Source organism: Streptomyces sp. R44, assembly GCF_041053105.1.
Taxonomy (GTDB): Bacteria; Actinomycetota; Actinomycetes; order Streptomycetales; family Streptomycetaceae; genus Streptomyces.
Genome location: NZ_CP163444.1, coordinates 1,120,044 through 1,132,224, shown reverse-complemented (window position 1 = coordinate 1,132,224; position 12,181 = coordinate 1,120,044). Strand labels below are relative to the sequence as shown.

General features: G+C 69.3%; 10 protein-coding genes. 6 read left to right on the top strand and 4 right to left on the bottom strand.

Annotated features, from left to right (window positions below):
• Positions 1–11: 11 nt before the first annotated feature.
• The gene (locus AB5J54_RS05245) at positions 12–944 is read right to left on the bottom strand and encodes a 1-phosphofructokinase family hexose kinase (protein WP_369142711.1); all 933 of its coding nucleotides are present in this window, start codon (positions 942–944) and stop codon (positions 12–14) included.
• Entirely contained in the window at positions 941–1,876 is a 936-nt protein-coding gene (locus AB5J54_RS05240; protein WP_369142710.1) for an ROK family protein, read from the bottom strand. Before AB5J54_RS05240 ends, AB5J54_RS05245 begins: the two co-directional genes overlap by 4 nt.
• Before the next feature lie 344 nt (positions 1,877–2,220).
• On the opposite strand from AB5J54_RS05240, the gene AB5J54_RS05235 reads away from it, so the two are divergent.
• From AB5J54_RS05235 to AB5J54_RS05215, 5 genes are all read left to right on the top strand, one after another.
• Positions 2,221–3,021, top strand: coding sequence for a DeoR/GlpR family DNA-binding transcription regulator (locus tag AB5J54_RS05235; protein ID WP_369142709.1), 801 nt, complete (start codon positions 2,221–2,223; stop codon positions 3,019–3,021).
• Positions 3,022–3,405: 384 nt separating this feature from the next.
• Complete coding sequence (locus tag AB5J54_RS05230; protein ID WP_369142708.1) at positions 3,406–4,668, top strand: extracellular solute-binding protein; 1,263 nt, start codon at positions 3,406–3,408, stop codon at positions 4,666–4,668.
• Positions 4,669–4,698: 30 nt separating this feature from the next.
• Positions 4,699–5,616 carry a carbohydrate ABC transporter permease gene (locus tag AB5J54_RS05225; RefSeq protein WP_369142707.1) on the top strand — a complete coding sequence of 306 codons (918 nt, stop codon included), beginning with the start codon at positions 4,699–4,701 and terminating at the stop codon, positions 5,614–5,616.
• Complete coding sequence (locus AB5J54_RS05220) at positions 5,613–6,521, top strand: carbohydrate ABC transporter permease (protein ID WP_369142706.1); 909 nt, start codon at positions 5,613–5,615, stop codon at positions 6,519–6,521. The genes AB5J54_RS05225 and AB5J54_RS05220 overlap by 4 nt, the downstream gene beginning before the upstream one ends.
• Before the next feature lie 86 nt (positions 6,522–6,607).
• The gene (locus AB5J54_RS05215) at positions 6,608–7,885 is read left to right on the top strand and encodes an extracellular solute-binding protein (RefSeq protein WP_369142705.1); all 1,278 of its coding nucleotides are present in this window, start codon (positions 6,608–6,610) and stop codon (positions 7,883–7,885) included.
• Positions 7,886–7,914: 29 nt separating this feature from the next.
• Here AB5J54_RS05215 and AB5J54_RS05210 read toward each other — a convergent pair whose 3' ends face one another.
• Entirely contained in the window at positions 7,915–8,823 is a 909-nt protein-coding gene (locus AB5J54_RS05210) for an ROK family protein (protein ID WP_369142704.1), read from the bottom strand.
• Positions 8,824–8,955: 132 nt separating this feature from the next.
• On the opposite strand from AB5J54_RS05210, the gene AB5J54_RS05205 reads away from it, so the two are divergent.
• Positions 8,956–9,549, top strand: a complete 594-nt coding sequence (locus AB5J54_RS05205) for a hypothetical protein (RefSeq protein WP_369142703.1) — start codon at positions 8,956–8,958, stop codon at positions 9,547–9,549.
• Between the two features lie 83 nt (positions 9,550–9,632).
• On the opposite strand, the gene AB5J54_RS05200 is transcribed toward AB5J54_RS05205, so the two are convergent.
• The gene (locus tag AB5J54_RS05200) at positions 9,633–12,065 is read right to left on the bottom strand and encodes a M4 family metallopeptidase (protein WP_369142702.1); all 2,433 of its coding nucleotides are present in this window, start codon (positions 12,063–12,065) and stop codon (positions 9,633–9,635) included.
• Positions 12,066–12,181: the final 116 nt, after the last annotated feature.

The window sequence follows — 12,181 nt, the reverse complement described above, 5'->3', positions numbered from 1 at the left end:
ATCCGACGGCGCTAGCGGCTGGATGGCGGGGAGAGTTCGTCCACGCGGACCTCTTGTCGGAACTGTGAGTAGACCGAGGCGTCGACCTCTCCCGCGACCGCGCAGGGTACGGCCGCGGCCGAGAGGGCCACCGCCTCGCGCAGGATGTCCGGCCAGGCCGCGCGGGCGGCGAGGCCGGACGCGATCGCGGCGACGCAGGCGTCTCCCGCGCCCGTCGGATTGCCCGAGAGCAGCAGGGGAGGCGCGGCCTGCCACACCCTGTTCGGCGTGACGGCCCGCAGACCGTCCGGGCCCGCCGATGCCACCACCGTCCGCGCGCCGCGGCGCCGCAGTTCCGCGACGGCCGCCGCCGGATCACCGCATCCGGTCACCTCCGTGAGCTCGGCGGCATTGGGCTTGATCACATCCGGCCCCGCCTCCAGAGCGGCGGTCAGGGCGGGTCCCGAGGTGTCCAGGACGGTCAGAGCCCCCGCTTCGGCCGCCGCCCGGATCAGCACCGCATAGGCGTCCGGCGGCAGCCCCGGGGGAGTGCTTCCGCTGAGGACGACCACCCTCGCGCCTCGAACCACGCTCGCGAAGTGCCGGACGAAGGCCGCCCATTCCCCGGCGGTCACCACCGGACCCAGCCCGTTGAACACGGTGGCGTCACCGTCGTTGCGCGAGACGACGGTGACCGTACGCCGGGACTCGCCCGCCACGGAGACGAAGCAGGAATGCAGCCCGGCTTCCCGTAGATCGTCGTGGATCATGCGTCCGGTCGGTCCCCCCGCCAGGCCGGTGACGACCGGCGCGTGCCCGAGGAAGGTGAGCACCCGGGCGACGTTGATCCCCTTCCCTCCGGCCCGTTCGTGCGCCGCGAGGACACGATGCGACGCGCGAGGCCGCAGACCGGCGACCTCCCAGGTGACGTCGAGGGCGGCGTTGAGCGTGACGGTGACGATCATGCTGTGGGTACTCCTGTGAAAGGGGTGGTCGCGTGGTGGCCGGCCGCCTGCCAGGCGGTCAGGCCGGCGCCCAGGCAGCCCGCGTGGTCCCCGAGGCCGGCCCGGACCAGAACCGGTCGGCGCTGGAAGGTGAGTTGTGCGTCCAGGCTGTCCCGTACGGGATCGAGCAGGAGCCCACCGGCTTCGGCGAGGCCACCGCCGAGGACGACGAGTTCGGGGGCGACCAGAGAGGTGACCACGGCCAGCGCCTCGGCCAGCCCCTCGACGGCCTCGTCCCAGACGGCCCGGGCGACGGGGTCGCCGGCCCGAAGACGCGCGGCGACGTCCGCGGCGCCGCCGGCCGGGCGTCCGCTCCGTGCCGTGTAGGCGCTCGCGACGGCGCGTGCCGACGCCACGGTCTCCAGACAGCCGACGCCCCCACAGGGGCAGGCCGTACCCCCGCGCACCCTCACATGCCCGATCTCTCCCGCGAATCCGCCCGCACGGACCGGCCGGCCGTCGACGCTCAGTGCCGCGGCGATGCCCGTTCCCACGGCGACGAAGAGAACGTTCCGAGCACCTCGTGCCGCGCCGAGGGCGCACTCTGCCGCGCCGCCCGCCCGGACGTCGTGCCCGAGTGCCACGGGGAGGCCCGTGCGCGTGGCGAGAGCTGCGGCGAGCGGGAGGTCGCGCCAGCCGATGTTGGCCGACCACACCGCCCTCTGCAGGCCTTCGTCGACGATGCCCGGGACCACCACACCGGCGTGTTCGACCCGCAGTTCCCGCTCTGCGGCCAGTCGCCCCAGGTCGAGCAGGGTTCCGGCGATGGCGTCGACCACGGCGTCCGGTCCTTCGGAACGCGGGGTCGGGCGGCGCAGTGACGCGACCGGACGCATGACGGGGTCCAGCACCGCGCCCTTCATCACGGTCCCGCCGACGTCGAGAGCGAGCACACACGCGGAGGGGTCACCCGGGGGCGAGGCGCCTGAGGTACTGACATCCATAGGTGAAGACCATTCAAAGTGATTGCTTATGCGCTCTGTGAGCATAAAACGAACAGATTCAATCAGTCCAGATGCTCGGAGAAGGCGCTGCGCGGGTCCGCTCAGGCGTCGGTGTGCGGCGGACGTGCTCGTGGCGTGGGGTGGCGACCGGTCCACCGTGATGCTCGATGTTGTCGCGCTACGATCAACTTCGCGCAGGCCGCAGCGGTCTGACGGCCCTGTACCGGGCGGGTCGGAGCGCCGGCTCGGGTGCGCGGTTCGGACGTCTCGGGGGCAGGGAAGGGTTGCGACGCATGTCCAAGCAGGAGCGGTGGAGCAGGTTGCTCGAGTTGCTGGCGGTCGACGGCAAGCTGGACGTGGAGCAGGCCGCCGCCGCCGTCGATGTGTCGCCCGCCACCCTTCGCCGTGACCTCGACGAGCTCGCCGAGCAGCGACTCCTCGTCCGTACCCGCGGCGGAGCGATCGCGCACGGTGTGTCCTACGAGCTCCCGTTGCGCTACAAGTCCTCCCGCAGGGCCTCCGAGAAGCAGCGCATCGCCAGGGCGGTGGCGGACCTGTTGACCGTGGGGGATGTCATCGGTCTCAACGGAGGGACGACGACCACCGAGGTGGCCCGCGCGCTGGCCCTGCGCGCGGGCGGACCCGCGGGCGAGTCCGGAGACGGGCAGTCCGGCCCCATGTACACCGTGGTCACCAACGCGCTGAACATCGCCGGCGAGCTGGCGGTCCGCCCCCAGTTCAAGATCGTGGTGACCGGTGGTGTGGCGCGGCCGCAGACCTACGAGCTGGTGGGGCCGCTGACGGCGGGAGTGCTGAACGAAGTGGTGCTGGACGTCGCGGTCCTGGGCGTCGACGGCGTCGACCCGAAGCTGGGGATCATGACACACCAGGAGGACGAGGCCGGTATCAGCAGGCTCTTCGCGGAGCGCGCCCGCAGGGTCGTCCTGGTGACCGACTCCTCCAAGATGGGCAAGCGCGCCTTCGCCAGGATCTGCGGGCTCGACCGCGTCGACTCCCTCGTCATCGACTCCGAGATCGCACCGGACATGGTGGCCAGGCTCACCGAGGCCGGCATCGACGTGGTCACCGTCTGAAAGCTCTCACCCGGCAAGAACTCTGCCCCCATGCGCCCCGGGATGCATGGGGGCAGAGTTCTGTCCGGTTTCGGATTTCATCGACCGTTTACTCACTCTTCTTCCATCTCCCCTTGCGGTTGTGGGGGTTGAGTCGTCTGATGAGTGCCACCTCCTTCGCCAGGGCGTCGAACGCCCGACATCTGGGCGATTCGGCATCGTTCGCGTAACGGCCTCTGGTAGGGAAGCGCTGTCATCGTGTTTACTTTGCCCACAGCAGATGCTCGTTACTGAGCGAAAGCCTGGAGGAATACCCAGGTTCATGCACGCTCCGAGCTGCTGTCGTTCCTGCACCCCACCGGCCGCATCGTCCGACGGTCGGCAGATACAAAGGCGGTACTGACGATGAACAAGCGGATTCTCGTGGTGGCCTGCACCGTAGGTGCGCTCACCCTCACGGCCTGCGGTGGCGCCAAGGACGGCGGCGGCTCGAAGAACGGCGAGGTGACCCTGAAGCTCGTCGCCGCGGACTACGGGGACAAGGCGTCGAACAGCTCGACGGCGTACTGGAACGACGTGGCACAGCGCTTCACCGCCGCCAACCCGAAGATCAAGGTCGACGTCCAGGTCATCAACTGGAACGACATCGACGCCCAGGTGAAGACGATGATCCAGAGCGGCAACATGCCGGACGTCCTCCAGACGGGCGGCTACGCCGACAAGGTCGCCGACGACCTCCTGTACAAGACCGACGAGGTGCTGTCGGAGTCCACCCGGAAGAACCTCATCGACAGCTTCGCCAAGGCCGGAGAAGTCGACGGCACGCAGTACGGCATACCCTTCGTCTCCTCGGCCCGCGCCTTCTTCTACAACAAGACGCTGTTCACCAAGGCCGGCATCACCGAGGCACCCAAGACCTGGGACGAGCTGAAGGCCGCCGCACAGAAGATCAAGACCAAGGTTCCCGGTGTCACCCCGTACGCCCTTCCCCTCGGCCCCGAGGAGGCCCAGGGCGAATCCCTGATCTGGGACCTCGGCAACGGCGGCGGCTACACGGACGCCAAGGGCGCCTACACGCTCGACGCCCAGGCCAACATCGGGGCGTTCTCCTGGCTGAAGACGAACCTCGTCGAGCCCGGCCTGACCTACGCCAACCCCGCCACCACCGACCGCAAGACCGCGTTCGCCGACTTCGCGGCCGGCAAGACCGCCATGCTCAACGGTCATCCCTCGCTGATCCAGATGTCCAAGGACGGAAAGGTCGACTACGGAGTCGCGCCCATCCCCGGCAAGTCCGGAGCGCTGACGTCCACACTCGGCGTCGCCGACTGGATGATGGCCTTCAAGGACGGCGGCCACAAGGAAGAGGTCCGCAAGTTCCTCGACTTCGCGTACTCCAAGGAGAACACGCTGAAGTTCGACGAGACGTACAACCTCATGCCGGTCACCAAGGACACGCTCCAGGAGATGACCGCCAACGGGAAGCACAAGGACCTCGAGCCCTTCTTCGCCCTGCTGCCGAACGCCGTCTTCTATCCGCTGGGCGACACCACCTGGGACGCCGTCTCCGCCGAGATCAAGAAGAGCGGCGGGACCGCCGTGAACGACCCCGCGAAGGTGCTGGGCGAGCTCCAGAAGAAGGCCGAGGCCGCGGTCGCCGACCAGTAGGCCCCGCGCACCCTCACGGAAGGCACCCTCGTGTCCCCCACCTCATCCGCCACCCGCCCCGCCCGCAAGGGCCCGGGCGGCCTGGCCCGCCTCGGGCCACTGCCCTGGATCGGACCCGCGGCCCTGCTCATCGTCCTGGTCGTCCTCTGGCCCGTCTACGAGATGGTCCGGACGTCGTTCCTGAAGATCAGCAGCAGCGGCTTCGTCCGCGGCTCCGCCGGAACCGACAAGTACAAGCAGCTGTTCGAGGACCCGGCGCTTCCCTCGGTCATCGTCTCCACCGTCATGTGGACCCTGATCGTGGTCACCACGACGATGGTGATCTCCCTGGCCCTGGCCCAGCTGTTCAACCAGAGGTTCCCCGGCCGCCGCGTCACCCGCTGGGCGCTCATCGCACCATGGGCCGCCTCCCTGGTCATGACCGCGATCGGCTTCAAGTGGATGCTGAACCAGACCGCCGGCGTCCTCAACACCGTCATGACGGATCTCGGCCTCATCGACAGCCCCGAAGACTGGCTGGGCGACCCGTCCACCGCCTGGCCGTGGATGATGTTCGTGGCCGTCTTCGTCTCGCTGCCGTTCACCACGTACACCCTGCTCGCCGGACTCCAGACCATCCCCACCGAGGTCTACGAGGCCGCCAAGGTCGACGGGACGAACACCTGGCAGACCTACCTGCGCATCACTCTGCCGCTGCTGCGCCCGGCGCTGCTCGTCGGCATGGTGATCAACCTGATCAACGTCTTCAACTCGTTCCCCATCATCTGGAGCATGACCCGCGGAGGCCCGGACAGCGACACCGCCACCACCACGGTCTTCATGTACCAGCTCAAGAACGCCGACATCGGCCAGTCCGCGGCGATGTCCGTCGTCAACTTCGCCCTCGTCGTGGTCATGGTCGTCCTCTTCCTCAAGGCCAGCGGCTGGAACCAGGAGGAGAACCGATGACCCAACGCACCCTCACCGTCGGACGCTCCACCGCACCCCGGCTCGACCCGGAGACCCCCTCCACGCCCGCGCGGGCCCGGCGCCCGCGGGCCGTCTCGCCCCGCACCCTGCTGATCACGGCGGCCGCGTGGCTCCTGGCCGCGGTATTCCTCTTCCCGTACCTGGAGATGGTCGTCACCGCGCTCCGGCCGGCTCACGAACTGAGGGACGCCACCTACCTCCCGAGCGAGTTCGAATGGGCGAACTTCATCGACGTATGGCGCGAATCCCACCTGTGGGACAACCTCCGCGTCACCCTGCTGGTCTCCGCCGGATCGACCCTGCTCGTCCTCCTTGTGGCCATCCCCGCCGCGTACTACACCGCCCGCATGAAGTTCCGCGGCCGCAAGCTCTTCCTGCTGCTGGTGCTCATCACCCAGATGTTCCAGCCGACGTCGCTGCTGGTCGGCCTCTACCGCGAGTTCTACCAGCTGGACATGCTCAACTCGGTCTGGACCCTGATCCTCTGCAACGGGGCCTTCAACCTGGCCTTCGCGATCTGGATCCTCACCGCGTACTTCTCCTCGATCCCGGAGGCACTCGAAGAAGCAGCCATGATCGACGGCCTCGGGCGGGGAGGCGCGCTCCTGCGGATCACCCTGCCCCTGGCGATGCCCGGCGTCGTCACCGCGATGATCTTCACCTTCATCGCCGCGTGGAACGAGTTCGTCATGGGCCTGACGCTCTCCACCGTGCCGGAGAACCAGCCCCTCACGGTGGGCATCAACAGCTTCATCGGCAACTACACCGTCCAGTGGAACTACTTGTTCGCCGGCTCGGTCATCGCCATCGTGCCCGTGGTCATCCTCTTCGCGCTCATCGAGCGCAAGGTCGTCTCCGGCCTGACCGCCGGCTCCGTCAAGTAACCCGTCGCCGGCCCGCCCCCTGCCGTACGCCCGACAACCGGCAGGGGAGCGGGCCTTTCCGTGGCGCACAGCAAAGGGAAGAACCCGTGTTCAAGCAACGACACGCCCTGACCGCAGCCGCTGCCGCTCTCGTGCTCTGCGTATCGTCGGCAGGCTGCGCGGACACCTCCGAAGAAGTCACACTGCGGCTGGTGGCCGCCGACTACGAGGTGGCGGCCGGCCGGTCCGACAGCACCGAGCGGTACTGGGCAGAACTCGTCCGTGCCTACGAGGCCGCCCACCCCGGGATCACCATCGAAGTGGAGATCGTGTCCTGGGACCACATCGACCGCCAGGTGGCGGACATGGTCAAGGCCGGTAAGGCGCCCGACATGGCGCAGATCGCCTCCTACGCCGAGTTCGCCGAGCAGGGCGACCTCTACCGCGTCGACGACCTGCTCTCGATTCCCGTGGAGGCGAACTTCCTGCCGGCGCTCGCCGAAGAGGGGCGGTACCGAGGGAAGCAGTACGGCATGCCGTTCACGTCCTCGACGAGGCTGCTCTTCTACAACGAGAAGGCGTTCGCCCAGGCGGGCATCGACAAGCCCCCCACCACGTGGGACGAACTGAAGGACGCGGCACAGCAGTTGAAGAGCCGCACCGGAATCGCCTACCCGGTGGCGGTGCCGCTGGGACCCGAGGAGGCACAGATCGAGGCGATGGCCTGGATGCTCGGAGCGGGCGGTGGCTACACCGGATTGAACGGCTCCTACGAGATCGACTCACAGAAGAACATCGACAGCCTGAACTGGGTCAAGGAGAACCTCGTGAAGACGGGGCTCACGGGTCCCGTCCCACCCGAACGCCTCGATCGCAAGGACGCCTACGCGGCGTTCGTACGCGGCGAGGTGGGCATGGTCAACGGACACCCCTCGCTGCTCCAGCCGGCGCTGGCCGCGGGCATCAAGGTCGGCAAGGTGGCCGTGCCCGGCCGGGACGGCGAGTCCCACTCCGCGCCCGCGGTGGTCGACTGGATCATGGCGTTCAAGCACGACGGACACCGCGAGGAGATCGGAAGCTTCCTCGACTTCGTCTTCAGCGACGAGAACGTCCGTGAGTTCGCGGTGCGCAACAACCTGCTGCCGGTGACCGTCTCGGTCACCCAGCAGCTGGAGGCGGACCCTCGGCACCGGGACCTCCGCGAGTTCCTGCACGAGCTGCCGACGTCGGTCCTGCCTCCCGTGGGCAAGACGTCATGGGCAGCCGTGGGAGACAGCACCAAACGGACCATCGGCAGCGCGATGACCGACAAGGGAAGCCCCGCGAAAGCCCTGCGGAAGATCGCCGATGACGCCTTCATGGCGGAGCAGGCGCGCGGCGAGTAGGGAGCGCGAGCCGCGCCCTGCCGCGGCCGTCAGGCGGCAGCGGCCTCGCGCTGAAGATCCTGGGCGAGGAGGGCCGCTCCCATGCACCCCGAGCGATCCCCGAAGGCGGCGGGCAGCACCTCGGGCATGGCCTGGAAGGTCAGCCGCCGGGCCAAGGCGTCCCGTAGCGGTGCGAGGCGTCCCCCGCCGGCGCTCCCCAGTTCGCCGCCGATGACCAGGAGCTCGGGAGCGTACAGAGTGACGACTGTCGCGAGGGTGGCTGCCAGAACCTCCATGGCCTCCGCGCAGACGGCGCGGGCGACGGCATCGCCCGAGTCGGCGCGGTGGTAGAGCTCGCCCGCTCCGACGCCACGCCATTTCGTGAGCCGGGAGTACCGGTGAGCGAGCGCGGCGGAGGAGGCGACGGTCTCCAGGCAACCTCGCCCACCGCAGTGGCAGAGTGCGCCGCCGGGTCGGACCACGAGGTGGCCGAGTTCGCCTCCTCCGCCTCGACTCCCCGGTACCACCTGACCGTCGAGCATCCACGCGGCGGCGATTCCCGTGCCGATGGAGACGAACAGGAAGTTCCGGCTGGCGCGGCCGGCGCCGAGGCGGGCTTCGGCGAGTCCGCCGGCGCGCACGTCATGGCCGAAGGCCACGGGCATGTCGAGATGCTCGGCCACCCAGTCCCGCACCGGCATGCCCCGCCATCCCAGTGCACCGGCGAGAACCGCGCTTCCGGCCGTGTCGTCGACGACGCCGGGCACCACGATCCCCGCCGCCACCGCGCGGCCGCGGTGGGCAAGGGTGGCGGCGGATTCGAGCACGGTCTCGAGGACGGCGTCCGGTCCTCGCTCGGGGCGGGTGAACCAGCGCTCCCGTTCCCGCAGGACCCCGTCGGGGCCGAGGACACAGCCCTTGATGTGCGCCCCGCCGACCTCCAGAGCGATGACGTTCATGAACCGATCCGTTTCTTGCATGAACAGTGCTCGATTATGGAGTACTTATAGCTCCTGTGAGCAGCACTGAGCAAGCCTGGCTCTGTCTTGCGCTGGCCTGCCCGCTGCCGGGGCCAGGCTTACAGTGGCAGAGTGAGCGGATCGAACGCGGCGGCCGGCCCCGATGCGCCGGGCGCGATGCTGCCCCTCCTGGGCGCCGACCGGCGGTGCATCGCGTTTTTCGCCGAAGTGGCGGACTTCGACGCGACGAACCCCGCCGCCCACACGCTGGAGGCCGGAGTCCGGCTCGCCTCCGGGGCGAGCCTCGACCAGTTCGCGCGTTCGGGCTCGGGGGACGCCTTCTGTTTCGTGGGCGAAGGCGGAGAGGAACGCCCGGTGGTGTACGTAAGCCTCGACGGCGAGGCCGACCTGCTCGCGCTCGGGCTGCCGGAGCTGGTGCGGTTGTGTCTCGTGGCGCCGTGGTGGCGGGACGCTCCCGGCAAGACCGCCGAAGAACTCCGTTCGGTTGCCGATGAGTTGCGGGAGGACCTGCCCGATCTCGACCAGCGACGCGACCGCGCGGCCCGGGCGCTGGGTCTCGACCCGGCCGAGCTTCCCTCCGAAGCGGCGGCCCTGGCCCGGCTCGCGGAGCTTGCGCGGGGACCGGTGGCCGCGGACTGTCTCGTCGTCGGCCATGGGGGCGAGGTGCTCGACTCCCTTTTCGGCACGTCCCCCTTCCCGCCGTGACCGCGGCCCGGCAGGCGGCTTCGACGGTGTGAGGGTCGCCGGGAGCGGGCGGCGGCCGTCGGCCCGCCCGCTCCCGGCGTGGGTCAGCTGTGGACGGTGAACGCGGTGTCGTCGATCAGGAAGTAGGTCGGGATGGACCCGTCCTCCGCGCTCTTGAAGGTCAGGGTGACGTTCTGTCCTGCGACCGGGGCGAGGTCGACCGTCTTCTGGACGTAGCCGGTGCTCTTGTCCAGGTTGGAGTACGTGGCCAGGGTGGTGCCGTTGGCCGTGACGGTCATCTTGTCGTACGGGATGGACGTGGTGCCCTCGTTGGTGACGATGCGCATCCAGAAGCTGACCGTGGCCTTGCAGCCGTAGGGCACGGACACCGTCTGCGTCAGCGTGTCGGAGGCCGTGGAACCGTTGCCGCCCACCAGCGACTTCCAGGTGCCGGTGCGCGTGGGCAGCCAGGAGGTGTCGTTGGTGATGACCGGGCCGCTACCGGTCGTGGTCCACGCGGTGTTGCCGGACTCGAAGCCCGCGTTGCCGAGCAGCTGCGTCGTGGTGCAGGCGCCGGAGTAGGTGAGCCAGGAGAACGAGACGACGTCGTAGGCGCCGGTGGCGTCCGTGACGGTGAGCGTGACGGTGGTGGTGCCGGCCGTGGTGGGGGTCCCGGTGATCTTGCCGGTGGAGGTGTTGAGACTCAGGCCGGCGGGCAGGCCGGTGGCCGTGTAGGTCATCGCCCCGGCGTTGCTGCTGGTGGCCTGGACCTGCAGGCTCACCGCCGTGCCGGTCGCGGAGACCTGGTTGCCGGGGTTGGTGAGCGTCACGCCCTGGGTGATGCGGGGGCCGACGTTGACCGCGGCCCACGCGTTGGCCGCGTTCTTGTAGGTGGGACTGCTCGCCCCGTACAGGTCGGCGGCGGCCTGGAGGGTGGCGGCGCGGGCGCCGGCGTAGTCGGTGTTGCTGGTCATGTAGGTGGTCAGCGCCCGGTACCAGATCTTCGCGGCGGCGTCGCGGCCGATCGGATTGACCGGCAGGCCGTCGGAGGTGGGGCTGTTGTAGCCGACACCGTTGACCGTCTTGGCGCCGTTGCCCTCGGAGGCCAGGTAGAACCAGTGGTTGGCCGGGCCGGAGGACAAGTGGACGTCGATGTTGCCGATACCGGAGTACCAGGAGTCCTTGGACCCGCCGTCCTTGGACGGCTGGTCCATGTACCGCAGCGGCTTGCCGTCGAGGTCGTAGTTGATCTTCTCCCCGATCATGTAGTCACCGACGTCGGAGGAGTTGTTCGCCCAGAACTCCGCGGCGGTGGCCAGGATGTCGGAGGTGGCCTCGTTCAGGCCGCCGGCCTCGCCGCTGTAGACCAGGTGGGCGGTGTTGGAGGTGACGCCGTGCGTCATCTCGTGCGCCGCGACGTCGATCGAGGTGAGCGCGCTCGTGTTGTAGTAGCCGTCACCGTAGGTCATGCAGAAGCAGGCGTCCCACCAGAACGCGTTGCGGTAGATGTTGTCGTAGTGGACGCGGGAGTACGCGGCGACGCCGTCGTTGCGAATGCCCGTGCGGGCATGGACGTTCTTGTAGTAGTCCCACGTCAGCTGTGCGCCGTACGCCGCGTCCACGGCGGCGGTCTGCCCGTTGGCGCCCGCGCCGGTCCCCCAGACGTCGTCGGAGTCGGTGTACGTCGTGCCGACGGGGATGTTGCCGCCGAAGGGGTCGTCCGTGGCGTGGTCGAGGTCGGTGACCTTGTGGCCGCTGCGGGTGCTGTCGATCAGGCTGTAGTTGCCGGCGGACCCCGAGGTGTTGAGGGTGACCTGGCCGGAGTACTGGCTGTTGCCGATGCCGTTCTTGACGGCCTGGTACTCGAACAGCTTGGCTCCGGTCTTCGCGTCGGTGACGACGTGCAGTTCGGAAGGGGTCTTGTCGTGCTGCAGCCCGCCGACGACGGTCTCCCAGGCCAGGGTGGGGCTGCCGGTCGCGGCCCAGACGACCTTGCGGACCGAGTCGGCCTTCGGGGACGTGGCGCCTTCGGCCCGGGCGCGCCCGACCGCGAAGGACTTCGCCGAATCGGCCGTCTTGGCCTCGGTGGTGGAGGCGACGGAGACCGTCGCCCGGGTGGCCTTGGTGACGCCCTTGACGGCACCGCCGGCGGCCGTGTGCACGACCAGGTCTCCGCCGAGGACCGGCAGGCCGGCGAAGGTGCGCTCGTAGCGGGTGTGGAGCGTGCCGTCGGCGTCCTTCAGGACGGACTTCGGCAGCAACTGCTCCTGGGTGTCCAGGCCCAGGGCGCGGGCCGTGGTGGCGCGGTGTGCCTGTGCGTCGGCCAGCAGCGCCGCGTGCTGGGCCGAGGTGAGCTCGACCTCCAGCGCGCCGGCGCGAGGTGCCGGGCTGACGGCGGCGGCCTGGCCCGGTGTCCGGGCGCCTGCGCCGGCGGTGGTGGTGGCGGAGGCGGCCGTGGCGGGCAGTGCGGAGGCGACCATCGCGGCGCCGGCTATCAGCGCACATGCGGCGACAGCCTTGTGGGGGGAACGTCTCACAGTGAACTCCTAGGACTTCGACCGAAGGGATCGGCCGGAGACCGGGCGGACGGGGATCCGCCCGGTCGGGACCGATCAAGGAGGCGCGCGCGGAACCACCCTGCACAGCAGGTCAG